General features: G+C 70.9%; 15 protein-coding genes and 1 pseudogene. 5 read left to right on the top strand and 11 right to left on the bottom strand.

All coding sequences use genetic code 11. The features are described from left to right. Positions 1 to 55 precede the first annotated feature (55 nt). Positions 56 to 2,119 (bottom strand): sensor histidine kinase, encoded by a 2,064-nt coding sequence (locus ABEA26_RS20510; RefSeq protein ID WP_228970493.1) that lies wholly within the window; start codon positions 2,117 to 2,119, stop codon positions 56 to 58. Between the two features lie 312 nt (positions 2,120 to 2,431). Between ABEA26_RS20510 and ABEA26_RS20505 the strand changes: the two genes are divergently transcribed. Next, entirely contained in the window at positions 2,432 to 4,021 is a 1,590-nt protein-coding gene (locus ABEA26_RS20505; protein WP_345594221.1) for an alpha/beta hydrolase, read from the top strand. Between the two features lie 301 nt (positions 4,022 to 4,322). On the opposite strand, the gene ABEA26_RS20500 is transcribed toward ABEA26_RS20505, so the two are convergent. The 3 genes from ABEA26_RS20500 to ABEA26_RS20490 all read right to left on the bottom strand — a co-directional run bounded on the left by ABEA26_RS20500 (position 4,323) and on the right by ABEA26_RS20490 (position 8,032). Next, the gene (locus tag ABEA26_RS20500) at positions 4,323 to 5,432 is read right to left on the bottom strand and encodes an MFS transporter (protein ID WP_345594220.1); all 1,110 of its coding nucleotides are present in this window, start codon (positions 5,430 to 5,432) and stop codon (positions 4,323 to 4,325) included. Positions 5,433 to 5,667: 235 nt separating this feature from the next. Further along, the gene (locus ABEA26_RS20495) at positions 5,668 to 7,053 is read right to left on the bottom strand and encodes an amidohydrolase family protein (protein WP_345594219.1); all 1,386 of its coding nucleotides are present in this window, start codon (positions 7,051 to 7,053) and stop codon (positions 5,668 to 5,670) included. A 211-nt stretch (positions 7,054 to 7,264) separates the two neighbouring features. After that, the gene (locus ABEA26_RS20490; RefSeq protein ID WP_345594217.1) at positions 7,265 to 8,032 is read right to left on the bottom strand and encodes an Atu4866 domain-containing protein; all 768 of its coding nucleotides are present in this window, start codon (positions 8,030 to 8,032) and stop codon (positions 7,265 to 7,267) included. A gap of 378 nt (positions 8,033 to 8,410) precedes the next feature. On the opposite strand from ABEA26_RS20490, the gene ABEA26_RS20485 reads away from it, so the two are divergent. Further along, positions 8,411 to 8,710: an Atu4866 domain-containing protein gene (locus ABEA26_RS20485; RefSeq protein WP_061441713.1), complete on the top strand. Its 300-nt coding sequence runs from the start codon at positions 8,411 to 8,413 to the stop codon at positions 8,708 to 8,710. Between the two features lie 191 nt (positions 8,711 to 8,901). On the opposite strand, the gene ABEA26_RS20480 is transcribed toward ABEA26_RS20485, so the two are convergent. From ABEA26_RS20480 to ABEA26_RS20470, 3 genes are all read right to left on the bottom strand, one after another. Continuing rightward, positions 8,902 to 9,774: a helix-turn-helix transcriptional regulator gene (locus ABEA26_RS20480; RefSeq protein WP_345594214.1), complete on the bottom strand. Its 873-nt coding sequence runs from the start codon at positions 9,772 to 9,774 to the stop codon at positions 8,902 to 8,904. Positions 9,775 to 9,859: 85 nt separating this feature from the next. Then, on the bottom strand, positions 9,860 to 10,735 hold the full coding sequence (locus ABEA26_RS20475; protein ID WP_030856485.1) for a helix-turn-helix transcriptional regulator: 876 nt from the start codon (positions 10,733 to 10,735) through the stop codon (positions 9,860 to 9,862). Positions 10,736 to 11,123: 388 nt separating this feature from the next. Then, entirely contained in the window at positions 11,124 to 11,801 is a 678-nt protein-coding gene (locus ABEA26_RS20470; RefSeq protein WP_345594212.1) for a GntR family transcriptional regulator, read from the bottom strand. Positions 11,802 to 11,951: 150 nt separating this feature from the next. Between ABEA26_RS20470 and ABEA26_RS20465 the strand changes: the two genes are divergently transcribed. Beyond that, positions 11,952 to 12,374 (top strand): VOC family protein, encoded by a 423-nt coding sequence (locus ABEA26_RS20465; protein WP_055469143.1) that lies wholly within the window; start codon positions 11,952 to 11,954, stop codon positions 12,372 to 12,374. Further along, the gene (locus ABEA26_RS20460; protein ID WP_345594209.1) at positions 12,371 to 13,132 is read left to right on the top strand and encodes an SDR family NAD(P)-dependent oxidoreductase; all 762 of its coding nucleotides are present in this window, start codon (positions 12,371 to 12,373) and stop codon (positions 13,130 to 13,132) included. The genes ABEA26_RS20465 and ABEA26_RS20460 overlap by 4 nt, the downstream gene beginning before the upstream one ends. A gap of 377 nt (positions 13,133 to 13,509) precedes the next feature. Here ABEA26_RS20460 and ABEA26_RS20455 read toward each other — a convergent pair whose 3' ends face one another. From ABEA26_RS20455 to ABEA26_RS20440, 4 genes and pseudogenes are all read right to left on the bottom strand, one after another. Beyond that, a complete protein-coding gene (locus tag ABEA26_RS20455) occupies positions 13,510 to 16,161 on the bottom strand; it encodes a DUF7824 domain-containing protein (protein ID WP_345594207.1) in 2,652 nt (883 codons plus the stop codon). Next, positions 16,158 to 17,485, bottom strand: a pseudogene (locus ABEA26_RS20450) (SWIM zinc finger family protein). The gene ABEA26_RS20455 and the pseudogene ABEA26_RS20450 overlap by 4 nt, the downstream one beginning before the upstream one ends. Before the next feature lie 104 nt (positions 17,486 to 17,589). Continuing rightward, entirely contained in the window at positions 17,590 to 18,528 is a 939-nt protein-coding gene (locus ABEA26_RS20445) for a DUF2071 domain-containing protein (protein WP_345594205.1), read from the bottom strand. A 320-nt stretch (positions 18,529 to 18,848) separates the two neighbouring features. Continuing rightward, positions 18,849 to 19,220 carry a winged helix-turn-helix transcriptional regulator gene (locus ABEA26_RS20440; RefSeq protein WP_061441704.1) on the bottom strand — a complete coding sequence of 124 codons (372 nt, stop codon included), beginning with the start codon at positions 19,218 to 19,220 and terminating at the stop codon, positions 18,849 to 18,851. Between the two features lie 79 nt (positions 19,221 to 19,299). On the opposite strand from ABEA26_RS20440, the gene ABEA26_RS20435 reads away from it, so the two are divergent. After that, complete coding sequence (locus ABEA26_RS20435; protein WP_345594203.1) at positions 19,300 to 19,710, top strand: RidA family protein; 411 nt, start codon at positions 19,300 to 19,302, stop codon at positions 19,708 to 19,710. The last annotated feature ends 420 nt before the right edge of the window (positions 19,711 to 20,130 follow it).

Genomic DNA, 20,130 nt, shown 5'->3' with positions numbered 1-20,130 from the left:
GGCGTGCGCATCCGAGGCCGCCAAGCAGTCGCCGACCTTTCGGCACGGGCCACTTCTACATGCGAGGGGTGTTCGTCACGAGGGCTCTTCGAGGCGCTTTCGGCGCTCTGCCGGCGTCCAGGCTTCCGAGCAACTGGCGCATGGCGCTCAGTGTTGCCCGCGTAGCGGCGGCCACCTGCTCCAGGCTGCCCTCCTCAGCCGAGGAGATCATCCGGTCCGTCTGCCGGAGCACCGTCTCCCGCAGACCGACGGCGACTCGCTGCCGTTCGCCGTGGACCATGGCCCTCGTGCTCGACAGCACAGTGGTGAGGGCCGTGTCCTCCCGGCCCAGTTCCCGCCTGCGACGCCTGTGCATCAGCCATCCCGCCCCCCAGGCGGCCGTGCATCCCAGGCCGGACAGGACCAGCGTCCAGCAGGCGAGGAACAGCACGAGAAAAGGCCCGGCCGGGTCTCCGAGCAGCGTCCCGTCGGCGGCGAAGGCGGCCGTGAAGGAGATCGCCGACGGGAGAACCGCGGCGGGCACGGACAGAAACGACAGCCGTGAGCCCGCCGGACATGTCAGTGGATGCGCCGTCGGCGGCGGGACGTGTCGGCCGGAGGGCATGGGCGCGGTTCTCAGGACTCGGCCGTACGCCGCGACCGCGTAGACCGCGGCCGGTGCGACGATGCCGCCGCCGAGGAAGCAGATCGCGGAGGACGGCGGCAGCGCACCACCGCGGAGCAGAACCGGCCACAGGAGGGCGGCGGCCCCGGTCACCGCCAGGACCGCCCAGGGCGCGTGGCGGCGCCACAGCAACGGCAGTGCGTGGAGGGTCAGCACCGACACGAGCAGCAGGCACGTGCCGGCCCCGTAGCCGGCGTCCTCCGCCTTCGTCAGGGCGACGCCCGACGCCACCGCGGCGGCCGAGCCGAAGACCGCCCTGTCCGCGATCCGCTGCTCGCGAGGAAAGTCACGCCGACGCCCTGGGCTCGGCCGAGGGCCGGACGCGGCGTCGGGGAGCACGGCGTGTACGCGCCAGCCTCCGTCGGGGCGGGGTCCCGCGGACAGCCTCCCGCCGAGGACGGCGGCACGCCGTTGCATTCCTTCCACCCCCCGGCCGGAGCCGATCCCCGCCGTGCCGGTGTCCGCGCCGCCGGGCGGCCTGTCGTTGTCGACGGTCAGATGCAGGGTGTCCCCGGCCCGTTGCACCCGCACGCTGACCGCGGCGCCCGGCGCGTAGCGCAGGGCGTTGGTCAGGGCCTCCCGGATGATGCCGTGGGCCGCTTCCGCCGCGGGTCCGGTGAGATCAGCGGGCAGGGAGACGGAGACGGGGCGGCCCAGCCTGCCGAATCCGGCGATCAGCGTCTCGATCGGAGCGGTCATCGCCTGGGGAGCCGGTGGGTCGTCCACCTGCATGACCGCTACGAGACGCCGCAGTGCGGACTGGGTCTCCCGTGCGGTGCGGCGCGCGAACGCGAGTGCCTCCGCGGCCAGGTCGGGCCTGCTGTCACCGAGCCTGCGGGCGGCCTCGACGGATACCACGACGGAGGTGAGGTGGTGCGCGCTGATGTCGTGCAACTCACCGGCCAGCCGTTCCCGTTCCGCCTCGGCGGCCTGCGCCTGCTGCTGCTCGGCACCGGCCAGCCGCTCCGCCGTGGCCTGCCGTTCCCGCAGCCAGTGCCGGCGGCCGGTGCCGAGAGCGGACACCAGCAGAAAAGGGCCGACGCCAGTGAGCCAGTCGGAGAGAAGAAGACCGCCGACGCCGTGCCGTGCGGCCGCCTGCAGGAGCTGGACGACGGCGACAGCCGCGGTCGCGCCCAGGCCGACGGGCCAGCTGCACAGAACGGTGACGGTGAACAGCGCCACCATGACCGCCGGCCCCGGTACCAGGCCCAGCAGGTCGGGTGGCGCCAGGATCTGTCCCACCACGGACACCGCGACGATGACGCCCAGGGCGGCGAGCGGTGCCCGGTGACGCCGATCGAGCGCCACCACAGCGAGCGCCGTGGCACAGAAGGCGGTGATCCACTCAATGGTGTCCGGCGGCTCCTTCGAAGACGCAACGACGCTGAACCACAGCAGCAGTTGCGCTCCCATGAACAGTACCGGCAGTGGCCTGACCCGACGTCCTTTCCCCATTGGCGCAAGTGTATGGCCGGGCGTCGCCCTCCCCGACACCGCGGGGTTCAAGGGGTCACGCGGTGCCGGCCCTGCGGTCGCGCCACCGCTCTATGTCCCGCGGACTAGGCGACGATCCTTCCGGCGGGCGACGGGGCGGCACGTTCAGCGCGAAAGGATCGGCACATGGATCGCGTCGTCGCGTCGAGCCTCCGGGGGGATCAGGTCCTTCCAGGGCACACGCACCGACCGGTACACCCACCACCACGACTTCGTGTGAGCGGCCGTCCACTGCGCCCGTATCACCCACACCAACTGGAGACCGGCACAAGCATGCCCGCACAACCTCGCATGTCCCGGACCGCTGTCGCCCTGGCGTCGCTCGCCGTGCTGGCGGCCACCGCGGTGACAGCCTGCAACCCCGAGACCGCCGACGACGCTCGCGGCGATGCCGCGACACCCGCGGTGCCCACCGCTCTCAGCGAGCAGGAACTGAAGTGGAGCGCGTGTTCCGCTCCGTCCACGGCCCAGGGCGGCGGAGACAGGCCCGAGAAGCTGTCGGACGGAACGACGTGGCAGTGCAGCACCATGAAGGCTCCGCTGGACTACGCGGACCCCGACGGCGAAACCATCGATCTGGCCCTGATCCGGGCGAAGGCGTCCCCGGACTCCGGCGAGAAGCGCCTCGGGTCCCTGGTCTTCAACTTCGGCGGCCCCGGCGGCTCCGGGGTGCTCACCCTCCCCCTCGCCGCCGGCGACGAGTACATGACGCTTCACAAGCGCTATGACCTGGTCAGTTTCGACCCTCGCGGGGTCGGGGACAGTGCCGGCGTGCACTGTCTGGACACGAAGGCCATGGACGTCTGGCTGGCCGCGGACGCCACCCCTGACGACGCCACGGAGGAGAAGGCCCGCGAGCGTGGGGTACGCGCGTTCGCCCGGGCCTGCCAGAGCGAGTCGGGCGCGGTGCTGGATCACGTCGGCACCCAGGAGGCCGCACGTGACCTCGACCTGATGCGCCACGTCCTGGGCGACGAGAAACTCAACTACTTCGGCATCTCCTACGGCACACAGCTCGGCGGCGTCTACGCACATCTCTTCCCGAAGCGTGTCGGGCGCTTCGTCTTCGACGCCGTGGTCGACCCCACCGAGGACGCCCTGAACGGTGCCCTCGGCCAGGCGAAGGGGTTCCAGGGCGCACTGCGCAACTTCCTGGAGGACTGCGTACGGCAGGACTCCTGCTTCTTCGAAGGCACGAACCCGCAGCAGGGCGAGAAGGACATCATCGCGCTGCTCGAGCGCCTGGACACCGACCCCCTGCCCACGGAGTTCGGGCGTCCCCTGACCCAGAGCCACGCCCTCAACGGCATCGCCGCCGCCCTCTACGACCAGGAGAGCTGGCTGCTGCTCAGGGGCGGACTGGAGGCCGCCATGGACGGCGACGGCAGCGCATTGCTGCTGCTCTCCGACCTCCTCAACGAACGGATCGACGACGACGGATACGCCAACATCAACGCAGCCAACACCGCGGTGAACTGCGCGGACTACAAGGACCGCTTCACCCTTGAGGACGTACACCGTCACCTGCCCCGATTCCGCACGGCATCTTCGGTGTTCGGCGACTGGATGGCCTGGGGGCTGCTCCAGTGCACCGGCTGGCCCGCTGACGGCCACGCACCCACCGTCGAGGTGTCGGCCGACGGCGCGAACCCAGTCCTCGTCATCGGCAACACCGGTGATCCGGCCACTCCCTACGAGGGTGCCAAGAAGATGGCGGACGAACTGGGAGAGAAGGTCGGCGTCCACCTCACCGTGGACGGCGAGGGGCACGGCACCTACGCCGTCAACGACTGCCTGACCGAGCTGGTCGACGCGTATCTGCTCGACGGGACGGTCCCGGCGAACGACACCGTCTGCTCGTGACGTTGGCGTCCCCGCGGCTTCCCTGAGCCACCGTCCCCAGCGGCGGGCAGGTCCGCTGCCCGCCTCGGCAGACCGTTTCCGCTGCCGGCCCGGACAACGCTTCTGCTCCGTCCGATGCGCCTCGATGGCCGGCATCCGCACCGGACGGACTCCGCTGCCGAGCCCGGGGCGTTCGGCCGGCGGCGGTTCCGGCTCTCGCGGGCCGGCCCGTGGTACGCCGGGGGAGCAGCGGTCGGCGTACGGCTGTCGGGGGAGGTCCTTGCGGGGGCCGATGCGTTGTGTGCCGGGCCGATGGCGGGGGTCACGGGGTGGAGTGGCGCATGGCCGGCAGGATCAGGGAGGCGCCCAGAAGGAGCACCCCGGCGACGACGAGCAGAATGCCGTCGAAGCCCAGTCCCGTGAGCGCACCGGCGAGCTGTGGGCCCAGGCTGGCGCCGATGAACATGCTGCACCCGTAGAGGGCGACCGCCGCACCACGTGCCTGCGGGGCGTTGGCGTTGATGGTTTCGACGACCGCGGGCGCCGCTACCGCGACGGCGGCCACGAACAGCAGCAGGGCCAGGGCGAGCAGCGCCGTGTGACCACCGAGGAAGGAACCGGTGGCGACGGTGAGAGAGGCCAGAGCGAAGGCGAGGGCCGCGCGCAGGGGCGCGGGCAGCCGCCCGAGCACGGGGACCAGCAGGGGTACGGCGATCAGGGCGGGGAGCGCGCTGGCCCGCAGGGCGAGGATCGCCGTGGAATTGCCGGTGACGGCCGGTGGGCCCGCGATGGCCACCGCCGTGTAGAGGGAGACGAAAGCCGTCATCAGGGCGACGGTGGACAGGCACAGGGCGCCCAGCCGCGGCTGTCGCAGCAGCCGCGGCATCGCCGCGAACGCCTGCAGCAGTCCGCCGTCGGTGCCTCCACGCGGAGTGGGTCGCAGGACCCGGCGCACCGGGAACAGGTTCAGGGCCATCAGCACGGCACTGATCCAGAAGACCGCACGCCAGCCGATTCCGGCCGCAACGGCCTGCGCGCCGACCTGAACAACGACGGCGGCGGCGAGCATGCCACTGGTGATGCAGGTGAGGGAGGTGCCGCGGTGTCGAGGCGCGATGTGCCGGACGACGTAGGAGAGCGCGGCGGGGGCGAAGGTCGCGGCGGTCAGTCCCTGCAGGCTGCGCAGCACGACGGCGGTGGGAAGGTCGGAGACCGCGCTGACCGCCGCGGTGGACGCCGTGGCGGCCGTGAGCCCCACGGTGATCACGGCGCGTGGTCCGTAGCGGTCGCAGAGCGGGCCGGCGAAGAGGAACCCGGCTGCGTAGGCGAAACCGAATGCCGTCGCCGTCCACGTGACCTGAGCGGGTGTGGTGCCGAACTCGGTGGCCATGGGGTGCAGCAGTGCCAGGACGGTGTACATCTGACCGGCCATCAGTATGCCCAGCGTGGTGAGCAGTGCTGTGGTCCTGGCGGCCGGGGCCCAGCGTGGTGGCCGATCGGGCGTTCCGCTCCCGGTTGTGTGATCGAGTGCGCTGGTGGGGTGGGGCATGGGGACTCCGAAAGAACGTCTGGTGGCCCCGTGTGCGGCATGACCGGCCGATGGCAGGCGCCGGGGACCGGGTCGCCCCCGGCCGGCGAGGGGCCGGCCGGGGGCGGTGACGGGGTGATCAGGCTGCGTGGGTGTTCAGCACGTACTCGCGCGAGGCGTGGACCTCGCTGCGCAGGGCGGGCAGGTCGACGTCGAGGACCTGTCCGTCCCACTTGCGGGGCTCGCCGTTGATGAGGACGGTGCTGATGTTGCGGGCGTCGGAGCCCAGTACGAGGGTGCCGATCGGGTCGTTGAGCGGCATGTTGTTGAGGTCCTCGGCCTGGATGACCAGCAGGTCGGCCTTCTTGCCGGGGGTGAGTGAGCCGGTGACGCCGGCGAGGCCGTTGGTGCGGGCGCCCTGGAGGGTGGCGAAGTCCAGGACGTCGTGGGTGGTGATGCGGACCGGCTGCCGGCCGGTGCCGTGGGCGGCGTTGACGGCCCGCATCCGCTGGATGGCGTGCAGGGCCCGCATCTGGGTGAACATGTCGCTGGCCAGGGCGACTTCGACGTCGATGCTGAGCCCGGGACGGATGCCGACGGACAAAGCCTCGTCGACGGCGGGGATCGCGGTCTCCAGGCCGATCTGTGCGTCGGAGGTGGGGGCGAGGGCCACGGTGGTGCCGCTTTCCCCCATCGCCTTCCATGCTTCGGGGGTCAGTCCGGTGGCGTGGATGAGGGTGACGTCGCTGCCGAGGATGCCGTCCTTCGCCCAGTTCAGGATCACCTCGGAGGAGGCTGTGCCGAAGACCGCGTCCACGCTCACCCCGATGCCCAGGTCCTTGGCGACGCGGGCGAGTTCGGGGCCGTAGGCGAGGGCCGGGCCGGCGATCTCGTCGGTGGCGAGCGTCGCCAGGCGCAGGGTCAGCAGTTGGTCGTCACTGTTGAAGTACTTTTCCCTGAGGCGTGTCAGGTCGCCGGGCCACTGCTTGTCCCAGTCACCGAAGTGCGGGCCCATGGAGGCGTGCACACCGCGGATGCCGGTGTCGCGGAGGGCCTCGACGGCGGCGTCGGAGTGTTCGGGGGTGCGGGAGTTGTGGGAGAAGTCGAGCATGGTGGTGATGCCGCTGTCGATCGCGGTGAGGGCGGCGAGCTTGGTGCCGGTGTACATGTCCTGGGGCCGGTAGACGGTGGCGTAGCCGGCCAGGGTGGACATGACGTAGGCGCCGAGGTCGTCGACGTCCGGCATGATCCGGCGCAGCTGGGCCTCCCAGGCGTGCCGGTGGGTGTCGACGAAGCCGGGGCTGAGGACGGTGCCGGTGGCGTCGACGACCACGGCGTCACCGGCCTCGAGACCGGGACCGACGGCGGTGATGGTGTCGCCCTCGACGAGCAGGTCGGCGTTGGGCAGGACACCGAGGTCGGCGTCCATGGTGACGATGGTCGCGCCGGTGAACAGGATGCGCCGTTCGTCCGCGGGGCGACGGCGGAGCTGTTCGAGGGCGGCGATGGCGTTGACGTGGGTCATGGAAAAGCTGCTTTCAGTACTTCGGGGAGGGGGAGGGCTGCCGGGAACGCCCGGCAGCCCGGTTTCCGGTTCTGGCGGGGCCGGCCCCGGCAGCCAGGGCGCCGTTCACCCGGGCGTCGCGCGTCCAGGACCGAAAGGCTGCGGAGGCACGGTCCGGGCCCGGTGTTGTCGCCGTGTGTGCGGGCGGCTCGGCCGTTGCCGGCCGGGCGGCTCAGCCCAGCTTCATGACGTAGCCCGCGTGGTGCAGCTCGTCGCCCTTGAACTCTCCGTAGGCCCAGAAGCCGAGGTCGTCCAGGTAGTCGATGCGGTCGCCGTCGATCCAGAACCGCCCCTGGTAGGCGTGGGGGCGGCCGCCCCGTGTCTCGTCGTAACGGCCGTCCGCGGTGAGTTCCTGGTGCAGGAAGTCCTGCCGGTCGATCCAGACGCCGAGCCGCGGGCTGCCGGTCAGGTCCGGAGCGGCGGGGATACCGGCCTGGGGGGTTGTGGGCCCGCCGGGGATTTCGGTGCCCGACCACCGGACGGGACGGCCGGCCGCGACCAGTGCGCGGACCTGCTCCGGGCGGGACATGAGGGTGGCCACCGCGCTCGGCACGTCGGCGGCGAGTGCGTCGGGTACCACCAGGAAGTCGGTGTTGTTGCCGGGCGTCAGCGTCGCGACGTACTCCGAGCGCCGGCCCCGGCCGCCGGCCAGGGCGACGGTGTCCACGACGGCGGGGACGATGGTCGTGCCCGTGCAGTCGACGACGATGGCGTTGTCGTCCTGTGCCGCGGTGATGATGCCTGGGCCGACGCCGACGATCAGGTCGCCGACGAACAGGATGTCGGCACCGGTCATGGTCCCGATCAGCGGGTCCATCGTCACGATCCGGGCGTTGGTGAACAGGACGGGGCGGCCCCCGTCGTTCGAGAGGATCTCGTCGAGCGCCTCCGGGTGCCAGCTCAGGGCGCCGGTGTGGGCGTGGGTGTCGTTGGTGGTCATCGTTTTCCTCAGGGGTTCGGCTCTTCGGTCCGCCCGGCGAACGAAGCGGGCTTCCTCACGGGCGGGTCGCGGCTGCTCGGCCGTCACGGCAGCCGCATGACCACCAGGTTCGTCCGGCCGGACAAGCGGAACCAGGCCGCCGTGCACCCGGGTGCACGGCACCCACCCATGCCCGGCCGGAGGAGAGCGGAAGGGGCCGGCACCATGGCCGGCAGGGAGATGACGGTCCGGCGCAGAGCGTCGGGGAGATCTGTCCGCCCCGGCACGTCACTTCCGCTCCGTTCCGCCCCGCATCATGGGTGCACGGCTCCCAGGAAGCCCGTACCCGGGGACGCGGCGGCCTGGCCACGTTCCGTCATGGGGCCCGAGAGTGAAGCCATGACCAGCAACGACACGCCTCGCGCTCCGCACCCGTACGTCGGGATGTGGGTGACCGCGGACGGATTCATCCGCCAGGAACTACTGCCGAACGGCCGCTACGACGAGGCCCGGGGACGGCGCCGGAGTGCCTACACCGGCCGGTACACCGTCAGCGGCAACCACATCGACTACGTCGACGACACAGGTTTCACCGCCACGGGGGACGTTCGTGACGGCGTTCTCTTCCACGAGCATCTGGTGCTCTACCGTGAGGGCGATCAGCGCGTCCGGCGGGAAGGTACGGGGTCGCGCGGCTGAGGGACCTGATCCTGGTTTCCCGTGGGGCCGTCGGTTCCGGGCGGCGACGCCGGGAACGGGCGGCCGACGGTACGAGGCACGGTTGCCCTCACCGGCCCGAACACGTCCAGATGCCACAGTGAGGGCTCGTCGCCGGCCGGCGAGCCCTCCTTCTCGTGCAGGGCCCTTTCACAGGCGGGGCCACACAGCAGTCAGCTGTTGCCGGACGACAGCGAAACCTCGCGCACCACCTCTACCGACGCCTCTTCGCCGGCACCGGACCGGAGCACGGCGAAGGCGGCCGCGGTGGCGCTCGCCGGCTCTGCCTGGTAGACGACCAGCTGCTGATGCGGGGCTCCCCCGACGGTGAAGGCCGAGAACTGGATCTCCAGAGCACCCACCTCGGGATGCGACAGGTACTTCTCCTGCTGCGTCTTGCTCCTGACCTCGTGCCGTGCCCACAGCCCGGCGAACTCGGGACTCCTCCCGCGGAGCGTGTCGACGACCTCGGTGATCCGCGGGGACTCGGGGTCGTGTCCGAAGGCCGCACGCAGTTCGGCCACGCACGAGTGGGCGGAGTCGTCCCAGTCCCTGTAGAAGGCACGTCCCGCCGGGTCGAGGAAGACCATGCGAGCCAGGTTGTCGAACCGTTGGAATCCGCTGTGCAGGGCCGCGGCGAGCGCATTGCGCGCCAGGATGTCCAGGGCCGGGCCCAGGACGAAGGCGGGGGTGTCGGGCCAGCCGTCGATCAGCCGCAGAAGGTGGGGGTGGACCCTGTCGTCGCCGGCCGGAACACCGCGACGTTCCTGGGGCGCCCTGGTGAGCCTGCGCAGATGGTCGTGCGCCTCGTCACTGAGGCGCAGGGCGGCGGCGACCGCGTCGATCACCTGCGGGGACGGGCTGGACTCCCGTCCCTGTTCCAGGCGCATGTAGTAGTCGGCGCTCACCCCGGCGAGCATGGCGACCTCCTCACGGCGCAGCCCCGGCACCCGGCGGCGCCCGTGCTCCGGAAGCCCCACGTCCAGCGGTTTCAGAGCTTCGCGCCGTGCTCTCAGAAAGTCTCCCAAGGGAGTGGTGTCGCTCATTGTTCCAACCTAACGGAGAGGCCGGCCCGCCCTTCGTCCCTCTCGTGCGGGCCTGGCCGGTGCACCCGGCCCGAACGGCGGCGACTCAGTCGAGCGCGGCGCCGGCCGCCGGCTCCTCGGCCACTGCGCCGGCACTGAGGGAGCCGAGCAGGGACAGTGCGTCGGCGGACGCCGTGCCTGGTTCGGCCTGGTAGACGACGAGCTGCTGCGTCGGGGCGCTGTTGACGGTGAAGGACTCGAAGTGCAGTTCCAGGTCACCGACCTGAGCATGGTGGAAGCGTTTCGCCTCCCGCGTCTTGGCGCGCACGTCATGCCGCGCCCACAGCGTGGAGAAGTCCGCACTTCTCAGGGACAGCTCACCTACGACCTGGCTCAGGCGCGGATCCTCGGGATCGATGCCGGCCGCACGGCGCAATGTGGCCACCGTCGACTCGGCCGCACGGTCCCAGTCCCGGTGAAACCGCCGCGCGACCGGGTCCAGGAACGTCATGCGCAACAAGTTGTCACTGTGAGTGAAGTCGGCGTGAAGAACGCTCGCGAGCCGGTTACGGGCCAGGATGTCCAGTACGGGGCTCATGACGAAGGCAGGCGTGTCACGCCACGTGTCGAGGAGACGCCTGAGGTGCGGGGCGACTCGTTCCACGCGCGGTGCTCGGCGTGTCCGGCGGGTGGTCGGGCCGGCCACGCGGTGCAGGTGGGCCATCGCTTCGCCGTCCAGCTGCAGTGCCCGCCCCACGGCCTCGAGGATCTGCCGGGACGGATGCCGCTCGCGGCCCTGTTCGAGACGCGTGTAGTAGTCGGAACTCACCCCCGCGAGGGCGGCCACCTCCTCACGCCGCAGACCGGGCACCCTGCGACGACCGGAGGTGGGAATCCCCACGTCGCAGGGGCGCAGGCGGGCGCGCCGCGCCCGGAGGAAACCTCCCAGCGTGTTGTCGACGAGCTCCTTCTCTCTGTCCATACGTCGAGGCTAGAGCGGCGCGACGCACTGCCGTAGGGGCGAGGGAGGGTGCGCTTACCCTGGGAACAGCACACCCTGGACAGTCACACCCCTGTCCGAGTCGACGACGGCCTTGCTCTCCGAGGGCGGCACAGGCCGAGTGCTTCCCACCCGTCGCAGGTGAAGCGCCGCGACTGGTGAAGCGCCGCGACTCCTCAGCACTGTCTTGGCATGCGTCTGCCTGGCCGGTCCGCCCTGCGCCGGGAGATCCGAGCCGGTACGACGTGGTGACGAACCGGAACCGGAACCGGAGCCCACCCACAGCCACTCGCCGCTTTCCGGCTGCCTGGCGCATACGGGCACGCTCAGGTACGGCTGGACGCCTCGGTGCCTGACGTGGTGCCTGACGTCACGGTGCGGTCGGCAGACCGGCCAGCAGACTGCGCCGCGCGGATTCCACATGCTCTTCGGCCCGGCGGGCCAGCGTCCGGATGTCGCCGGAGCGCAGGAGAGCGGCCAGCTCGCGATGCTCGTCGACCACGCGTGCGCGGTAGTGGTCGTAGGCCACGTCGACGCGGCGCAACTGGAACAGGTGCACCTGAGAGCGGATCGCCTCCCAGGCGGAGGTGAGCCTGCCGTTCCCGGCCGCGGCGTAGATCTGGTCGTGGAAGGCGATGTCCAGCGCCACCAGCCGGGGGGCGTCACCGCCCTCGGCGATCTCGGCCGTCATCTCGGCCACCAGCCGATCCAGCGCGCACAGCTGCTCCGCGGTCGCGGCTCGCCGCGCGGTGGTCGCGGCCAGGCGGTCCAACGCGGCCCGCAGCGCGTAGACCTCCTGCGCGTCCTCGGCCGTCACCCTGATGACGGTGGTGCCGCGGTGCCAGCCGCCACGCACCAACCCCTCGTGCTCCAGCTGGGCCAGTCCTTCCCGGACCGAGCCACGGCTGACCCCGAGGCGTTGGGCCAACTCCACTTCGCGCAGTGGGGCTCCGGGCGGGAAGTGACCCGAGAAGATCGCGGCGCGCACCAGGTCGGCGGCTTCGTCGGCCAGCCCGCGCCGGGCGGCCTTCGGCAGTGCAGATGACATGCCGCCATGTTGACATCCGGACAATCGGAACCACCAGACCGGCCAGGCGACTCGCCCCGGACTTCCAGCCGACTCTTGTCCTAATGTTGACATTGAGACATCGGGTGGGTCAGGCTGCCCTGGCCGCCGACTCCACCAGAGGGGACCCCGATGCCACACCGACCCGCCTTCCACCTGGCAGTCCCGGTCGACGACCTGGTCGCCGCCCGCGGCTTCTACGGACAGGTGCTGGGTCTGCCCGAGGGGCGCAGCGCCGACCACTGGGTGGACTGGAATCTCGAAGGCCACCAGTTGGTGACCCACCTGGTACCGACCGTGCCGCAGCCGGCGGGTACCAGCGTGGTGGGACAGCACCGGGTGCCGATCCCGCACTACGGTCTCCTGCTGCCCGAACAGTCCTTCCACCAGTTCGCCGAGCGGTTGCGAGCCGCGGGGGTGCGCTTCGACATCGAACCGCATCGCCGCTTTCCCGGCGAACCCGGCGAACAGTGGACCATGTTCTTCCGCGACCCCGCGGGCAACGCCCTGGAGTTCAAGTCCTTCCGTGACGAGTCGATGGTGTTCGCCCGATGAGGGGCGTGCTCGTCACCGGTGGATCGCGGGGCATCGGCCGCGCCGTCGCGAGGGCCTTCGCCGCTGGCGGTGACCGTGTCGCGGTGCAGTACGCCGGTCGCCGTGCGGACGCCGAACGGACGGTGCGCGAGCTTCCCGGCACCGGGCACACGCTGCTGCAGGCCGACCTGGGCGAGCCAGGTGCGGCCGAGCGGACCGTGGCCGAGGCGGTGGCCGCGCTCGGTGCCGTGGACGTGCTGGTGAACAACGCGGCCCTGGCACCCGCGGCGGACACCCGGCACCCCATCGCCGAGACCTCGCTGGAGCACTGGCAGCAGGTCTGGCGGCGGATGGTCGACGTCAACCTGCTGGGCGCGGCCGACTTGTGCTGGGCCACAGCCCACCACCTCGTCGACCGGGGCACCGGCGGGGCGATCGTGAACATCGGCTCGCGCGGCGCGTTCCGGGGCGAACCCGATTTCCCCGCCTACGGGGCCACCAAGGCCGCCCTGCACGCCCTCGGTCAGTCACTGGCTGTGGCCCTGGCTCCGCACGGCATCGCGGTCACCTCCGTCGCGCCCGGGTTCGTGGCCACCGAACGGCAGAAGGGGAAGTTGTCCGGCCCGGAAGGCGAACGTCTTCGCGCGGAGAGCCCTTTCGGGCGCGTCGGCACCCCGGAGGAGGTCGCCGCCACGGTGCATTTCCTCGCCTCCCCGGCCGCGGCATGGGCCTCGGGAACCATCGTCGACCTCAACGGCGCGTCTCACCCGCGCACTTGACACCCAACCGTGCGAGAGAAGAACGGCGCGCGTGTGGGGCCCCGCCCACGCAGGGGACCAGCTCGGCCTGGAGGTGACGGTGCGCGGGAAACTGGAACCGCTGAGAACGAAGATGGCCGAGCTCGTCGATCGCGGCGGTACGGGCCCACGGCGAACGCAGCCTGACTCACCCCGCCGTCGTCGCCCTCGACCGACTCGGCATGACCGCTGCCCGAGCGACAGGAGTTGTCGCGCTCGGAGGTCCTGGGGCCGGCGTCGGCCGCACTCCGTGCCGCCGACGCCGACCACCTCCCGCTCGAGCCGGCCGGCATCGGACCGTCCCTGCCGCGTTACGTGCCCCTGCAGCAGGATCCCCGGGCGGATGCGCCTCTTCGGACCTACGTGCCGGCAAGTGCTGCGCGTAGGCGACGGGCCTGGCTCACCAGCCGTGAGCTGCCCCGCCGGTCGACTATCGGGTCGAGTCCGGGTATTACGCCCTGGGCTCCGGTGCGTTCGGCGCACTCGGCGGCGACGGTGAGCAGTTCGCCGAGGCCACGGGACTCGGCGGGGGAGAGGTCCTTGGACAGGAGAGGCGGCAGCGCGTCACGCAGCACGGTCCAGACGGTGCGGTACGCGCCGGTGGACGCGGCCGTTCCCAGGGACTCCGCCAGGCGGCTCGGAGCGACGATCCCGATGAGCATCAGCGCACCGAGGTCGGTGGCGAGCGCACCGGGATCCAGCTTCTTCTGTGCCGCCAGCAGCAGCAGTGCGTCGACCGCGGCGATTCCGTCCTCCTGGCGCTGGACGCCGAGCCCGCCGGCCACCACCAGGGACGTCGCGGGCCCGCTCGCGCCGGGTGACTGCGCGAGCAAGGGCAGGACGGAGCAGACGTCCGGATCTTTCTCGGGGTACTGCGCGCAGGGCAGGACGTGCTGTATCAGCCGCAGGGCTATGAGTTCGGGGTGCTCCGGCAGGAGGGCGGGCCAGTGGGTCTGCTGGACGGCCGCGGTGGCGGCGCACCAGCACCGGTGGTGGGAACCGAGTGCCGGACTCCCCAGCTCACGGAAAGCGAGTGGGAACATGTGCAAGGCCGTGATCTCGCCGGACCGGACGACCGGTGTCGTCTGGTCCGTCACCGTGCGGTGCAGGACCGTGCCGGTGAGGCCGCCGGTCCGCAGCCAGTCGGCGAGCCGCCGCCCCTCGGGCGTGCCCAGCACCGCGGCCCGCTCGGCGGCGGCCTCGGCGGCCGCCCGATCCGTGGTGCGCACCCGCAGCAGGGCCTGTGCGAAGTCGCACGCTCCGACGTGGGCGCCCAGCCGCTGGTACGTCTTCAGCCGGTCGGTCAGTTCCCCTGGCTCCAGCAGCCCGTTGTCCCAGCTCGGCGTCGACAGCAGGAACGGCTGCGGATCGGTGAGCAACCTGTGGGCGATCTCCCAGAAGCGGGCCCGGAAGGGGCCGTCCGGGAGGCATCCGGCATGCGCGCCCCCACCGTCGAGCACTGCCTTCGCGGTGCCCGGTGTGATCCGCTGGTGGAGGCCGGCGAGGACCAGGTCGAGGGCGAGTCGCGGGGTGAAGCGGACATGGGAGGGGGCGAAGGCGGAGGGGACCGAGTCGTCGGGGAGAGGCCGGCGGCAGGTGCGGGACCACCACCGCGTCGCCGCTACCGGCTCGAGCGCCTCCAGCAGTGCTGCTCGATCCTCATGGGCCCAGCGCACCAGTCCGTCCAGGGTCCGCTCGAAGTCGGCGACGGGCAGGATGCCGTGGGAGGCCAGCAGCGCGCCGGTCTCCTCGGCCGTCTCCGCCACTGAGGCCGGCGGCGACGCGAGCGCGACCGGAGACGGAACGGGCGGCAGCGTGTCCTCGCCGGCCGCGTGCAGAGCTTCCTCCGCTCCGGTTCCCAGGGCTTCGACCACTCGGGTGCGCAGGCCGAGGGCGATGGGCGCGGCCGAGGCGAGGATCTCCTCACGCGAGGCGGCGTTGGTCAGATGTGTCCCGTGCCGCTCGATCAGCTTCAGAGCCCGTTCCTGGGCCTCGGTGTCCTCGTGGGTGAAGGCGTGGACCGCGGCCGGGAGCAGTGCGTCGGCCGTGGCGGTGTCGCGGGTCACCGCCTTGTCCAGCAGTTTCAGCTGGGCTCGGACCAGGTTCTTCTCCGGCCGGATGAGCACCGCCCGCGTCATGTCGGCCAGGTCATGCGTCGGCAGGGCTCCGGCCAGGGCGAGATCGGCGAGGACGGACTGGGCGTGGACGGCGACGGGCTGGAGCGCGTCGGCGGCCAGGGCCCGCCAGTCGGCGGTGTGCCCGGCGTGCTCCTCGGCGGACAGGTCGAGGTCGAGCAGCAGCCGGTGGAACACCCGCTGATCCACCGCTGTTCCGCCGCGCAACAGCCGCCCCAGACATCCGTCGACCATGGTGGCGCGGTCGAGCGTGCCTTCCGCGGTGAGCCGCGCGAGAGCGAGAAGCCAGGGATTGTCCTTGTTGGAGTGACCGCTGTTCAGCGCCTGGCCGGTCCCCCCTGCCGTGAAGAGGCCGGCCACCATGGGCCTGAGGTAGGGCGACTGTCTCAGCCGCTCGGCGATCACGTCGGTGTTCCAGCCGTTGCCGTAGATGTTGCGTATCCACGCGTGCACGGAGGCGTCGGTCACCGGCATCGGGCATCGGGCCGCCTGCACGATCGCTTCGAGAAGGTGATACCGGATGTCCGTGGAGGGCCTGCGGTCGGCGATCCGGTGCGCCAGCTCCGCCAGCCATCCGGCGGGGCGCTCCTCCAGCATGGGGAGGAATCTCTTCTCCGCCACCCACATGCGCTCCCAGCCGGAAGCTGTGAGCCAGGACGCGACGGCCGCCGCTCCGCTCTGGCAGCCGAGGCACGCCACCAGCAGCGCAGGAGAGGCCGCTTGGAGCTGCGGCGTCACCCAGGCGTCGCGGAACTCCTTGCGCAACGCCCTCAGCGCCGGCAGTTCCCCACGCCGTTCGGCGGCCGTCATGCCGTTCACGATCGTCACCACGTCGTCCGTCCGCCCGCCGCGCACCGCTTCGATCAGCTTGCTCAACTGTTCCTCTCCCGTCGTGCCATCCGTACCGCCAGCGCGTGCTTGCAGGGGCCGCGTCCGCCCCGGTATCTCGCCCACCACAGGCAACTGCACCTCAAGACGCCGGCGTCCTCGCGCACCCGGTGGGTGTGGCCGTCCTCGGCCGTGACGGTCCCCATCGCGCCGTCCAGCGTCACGGCACCGGCCGACAGCAGGGCACGGGCATGCCTCAGCCTCGGGTTGTGACGCTCGGCGAGACCGGAGTCGTAGGGGAGCTGCCGGTGGAAATAGGCTGCTTCGGCCGTGTCGTAACCCACCCGGCCGGAGGTCGCCAGGCGCGTCAGCGCCGACCGGACCCGCGCGGTGGTCAGCCCGCAGGCCGCGGCCAGAGCACTCACGTCGATCCGCGGTTCCCACGCCAGCAGCACGGCCACCAGTTCCGCGTCCTGGACGGTCTCGTCGTCGGCCAGTGCCTCCAGTACGCCGCCCTCACCGGAGAAACCCCTTGCGGGGTCCGGGGAGAGAGTGAGTGTCAGCCGCATGCCCGGCAGAACCGCTTCCCAGGCACTCGCGGTGGCCGCCCCGCCGTCCCCCACGGGACCGTGGACACGCAGCGCGGTAGCGTGCCGCAGCACACGGTGAAACGCGGCCAGCCGCTCCGGTCCGGGCAGGCACACCGCTCCTGGTGCGGGACGCGTCGTGGGCCTGAGTCCCTGCCGGGCCGGCACGAACCAAACGGGGCCGCGCGGTTCTCTTCCACCGCTGCGAGGAAATGACCGCAGGAACCGAACTTGGCGGCGATCGCCTGCGCCTCCGCGAAGCCGCGCAACCACCGGTCGGGCAGGGGCACCTTCTTCTCCACCACCGCGCCGCCCAGTGTGGTCACCGCCAACTCGTCCGGCCCCACCCGCAGATGAACCGGATCGCGTGGGCCGACGCGCGTGAGCGCCTCACGTAACGGGTTGTTGACGTCGAAGTTGCTGGTGCCGTGCCCGATCTCTCCTCCGTCGAGTGCGTCTGCCAGCACGTCGAGCCGTGCGTAGACACCGCAGCAGCCGGAGAACGACTCGAAGCGGAGCCGGTCGCCGTTGCCGGTCACCACCGGGTCCAGCCAAGCCGCCAGGTGAGGCCGGTAGTAGCGGGCGGCGGCGATGTCGGCCACCGAGAGCAGGCCGGCGGCGGCTGCCTGGGGACTGGTGAGGAAACCCGAGAAGAACCGGGGATGGTCCTGGAAGCCGGAGGGCGTCGCGCCTCGGGAGGTCTCCAGCCCCAAGAGGCTCCCGTCCGCCGAAGCTCCGAGTGCGGAGGGACGCGCATAGGCGAGGCTCCGCGATGATCGCGTCATGGAGGAGACACTGGAGGCGACCACCGACAATGCCCTGATCAAGCCCTCGCGGCCGGCACTCGAACGAAGAGAGCCCACCGGTGCGGGTCCGCCTTTGCCCCGCTTCAGAGCGGATCGCGTGCTTCACTCTCGAGAAGGAACCGCACACGCGGTACCAGGAAAGCGAACGGTTCGGCGTTTCCGACGAGAGCACTGGCCGCTGCGGACACGACCGGCCCGGAAAGAGCTGTGCAGGAATCGAGTGGGATACCGAGAGAGATCTCCTGCCGGGTCACCTGTCCGTGCCACGGCTGGACCGAGAGCGCACGGTCCTGAGGCACGCAGTAGGCGAGCATCCTTCCGTAGTCGGGAAAAGCCCGTCGCCAGGGTCCATCCGTCGGCCACTCGGGCAGCGGAACGAGGTGGGCCTCGGCGTCCGGTGCGGTACCGCGCCCCGGAGCCAGAAGGAGATCGATCCGATCGTCCTGCGCAACGAGTGCCGAAGCTCGATCAAGAACGTGCATGGGCAACCCCTCGGCGACCATGCGCGCACCGAGGGCGTGCACCGTGCGATCGACAGCGGTACTGAGGAAGTAGACGCCCAGGGAACCTGTGCGGGGGTGGCGCACGTAGATCCGCCAGTTGCTCTGCAACGGGGAGGGCAGGAGCCGCCGCCACCGGACGAACAGCGCCGGCCCCAGATGCCCATGGCGGTAACTCAGGAAGGTCACCATCGCCTGGTCGCCCCTCTCGCCGAGACGCTGCAGCTCCAGGCCGGGTGGGACCAGGGGCGCGATGCGGTGAGCATCGACCACGTAGTTGACGTAGACAACGTCGGTCACGTTGCTGACAAAGACCATTGAGGGGATGCGCTCACACAGCCTCCGCAGCAGTCGGCTGTCGGCCACCCAGTTCAGCGGTGCGGCGAGCCGGCCTCGCGGATGAACCCACGGTGCGTACCGCCCGTACCTGGTCCGCCGGCGCGTGCGACGCAGTGAACGCTCGGCGGCCCAAGCGGCCAGGCCGGCCGACAGGACGGAGCCGAGCACGAGGAGCGTGAACATGCAGGCAGTATGGCAACCGCGGCGAATCCGGCTTCGGCCGCCAGGGACGTGGCATGCGGTCTCACCCCAGTACTCGGGCCACGTTCGTGAGCCGGAGCCCGCGCCTGTCAGTGGCCGTCCGCGATGAGCAGTCCGGTACGGGTCCGCCCGCCGACGTTGTCGTCGGTCGACTGGGCCCCCAGCCGATTGCCGGTCTCCTGGGAGCTGCCGGTCACCTGTCTCCCGACAACGGACCCGGCGGGGTAGGTCCGAAGGATCACGCCCCGCCGATGAAGGCAGAAACGTGTCGCGAAGCGCGGGCGGCCTTCCCGCTCAGCATCTCACCTGGCGTCGAAGGACTCCCGTGCCTTTTCGATCTGGGGCATGTACGTCCGTACCCAGTCCAGGAGGACATCGACGGGCGGGCGCATGGTCTTCCCCAGCGGAGCGACCCGGTACTCCACTGCGACCGGCCTGGAGCTCACGACCTCGCGCTCGATGATGCCGTTGCGCTCCAGTCTGCGCAGGGTGGCAGTCAGCGACTTCTGTGTGACCGAGGGGATCGCACGGCGCAGCTCGTTGAACCGGCGCGGTCCCTCGCACAGCTCGCTGAGCACGCTCAACGACCACTTGTCCAGCACTTGGTCGAGCAGTTCGCGGTGCGGCGCCGGGATGCTCAGTTCGTCGTCGTGGGAAGAGGCGGTATCGGTCATGAAACCTGGTCTCGTTGAAGTGTCCTGTGACTCCTAGGTATCAAAGGTATACGAGGTCCGTCACCGGAAGGAGACCACCATGTCCGTCCAACGTTTCACCCCCGAGGGCTTGCTGCAGCCCGCGCCTTACCATCACGTCGCCGTCGGCACCGGCAGCAGACACGTCCACGTCAGCGGGCAGACTTCCAGCCTCGCGGACGGGACCCCCGTCGCGCCGGGAGATCTCTCCGGGCAGGTCGCGCAGGCGCTGCGGAACACCGCACGCGGTCTTGCCGGGGCCGGCGCGACGTTCGAAGACGTGGTCCGACTGACCGTCTACGTCACGCAGTGGAAGCCGGAGAAGATGGGCGCCTTCATGGCGGGCGTCGAAAGCGTCGCGGACGAGATCGGGCTGCCCCAGCCCCTCCCCCCGGCGTCACTCATCGGCGTCGACTGCCTCTTCGACCCGGGCGTCCTCGTCGAAATCGAAGCCACCGCCCTCGTCGACTGACCGACCGCTTGCACAGGCCCGCCCACCTGTGGCAGGTCCAGAACTCAGCTCTCCACCGACGCGCTTGTGGAAGGGCTTCGCATATCCCAGCCGAGCGAGGACGCTCGGCCCGACCATCCCGGTTCAGCGCGGGAACACCCGCCCGACCGACGCTTTCGCTGCCCGAGGGCACACGGCGCGACGCAGCTGTGCGCCGTTCCAGCCCGCATTCCCCACGAATGATCAGGATAAGACGGGCCCTCCCTGTGCGAGGCGGTCGTCATCAGAGCGGCACACCGTGGCCGCACCTTATGGGAAAAGGATCAATAGTCATGAAGCGTTCCACGTCGCGCATCGCCGTCACCGTGATGGCGGCGGCAGCCCTGACGGCTTTCCTTCCGCCCCCTCAGCTTGGCGTTTAACCTCGCAGGTCACACGACC

This window comes from Streptomyces marokkonensis, from assembly GCF_039539045.1.
Classification (GTDB): domain Bacteria; phylum Actinomycetota; class Actinomycetes; order Streptomycetales; family Streptomycetaceae; genus Streptomyces; species Streptomyces marokkonensis.
Note: the sequence above shows the minus strand (reverse complement) of the source record. Positions and strands in the feature narration are given on the sequence as shown.

Coding starts and splice junctions, on each gene's coding strand:
- ABEA26_RS20510 (WP_228970493.1), bottom strand. CDS start 2,119: ATGGGGAAAGGACGTCGGGTCAGGCCACTGCCGGTACTGTTCATGGGA.
- ABEA26_RS20505 (WP_345594221.1), top strand. CDS start 2,432: ATGCCCGCACAACCTCGCATGTCCCGGACCGCTGTCGCCCTGGCGTCG.
- ABEA26_RS20500 (WP_345594220.1), bottom strand. CDS start 5,432: ATGGCCGGTCAGATGTACACCGTCCTGGCACTGCTGCACCCCATGGCC.
- ABEA26_RS20495 (WP_345594219.1), bottom strand. CDS start 7,053: ATGACCCACGTCAACGCCATCGCCGCCCTCGAACAGCTCCGCCGTCGC.
- ABEA26_RS20490 (WP_345594217.1), bottom strand. CDS start 8,032: ATGACCACCAACGACACCCACGCCCACACCGGCGCCCTGAGCTGGCAC.
- ABEA26_RS20485 (WP_061441713.1), top strand. CDS start 8,411: ATGACCAGCAACGACACGCCTCGCGCTCCGCACCCGTACGTCGGGATG.
- ABEA26_RS20480 (WP_345594214.1), bottom strand. CDS start 9,774: ATGAGCGACACCACTCCCTTGGGAGACTTTCTGAGAGCACGGCGCGAA.
- ABEA26_RS20475 (WP_030856485.1), bottom strand. CDS start 10,735: ATGGACAGAGAGAAGGAGCTCGTCGACAACACGCTGGGAGGTTTCCTC.
- ABEA26_RS20470 (WP_345594212.1), bottom strand. CDS start 11,801: ATGTCATCTGCACTGCCGAAGGCCGCCCGGCGCGGGCTGGCCGACGAA.
- ABEA26_RS20465 (WP_055469143.1), top strand. CDS start 11,952: ATGCCACACCGACCCGCCTTCCACCTGGCAGTCCCGGTCGACGACCTG.
- ABEA26_RS20460 (WP_345594209.1), top strand. CDS start 12,371: ATGAGGGGCGTGCTCGTCACCGGTGGATCGCGGGGCATCGGCCGCGCC.
- ABEA26_RS20445 (WP_345594205.1), bottom strand. CDS start 18,528: ATGTTCACGCTCCTCGTGCTCGGCTCCGTCCTGTCGGCCGGCCTGGCC.
- ABEA26_RS20440 (WP_061441704.1), bottom strand. CDS start 19,220: ATGACCGATACCGCCTCTTCCCACGACGACGAACTGAGCATCCCGGCG.
- ABEA26_RS20435 (WP_345594203.1), top strand. CDS start 19,300: ATGTCCGTCCAACGTTTCACCCCCGAGGGCTTGCTGCAGCCCGCGCCT.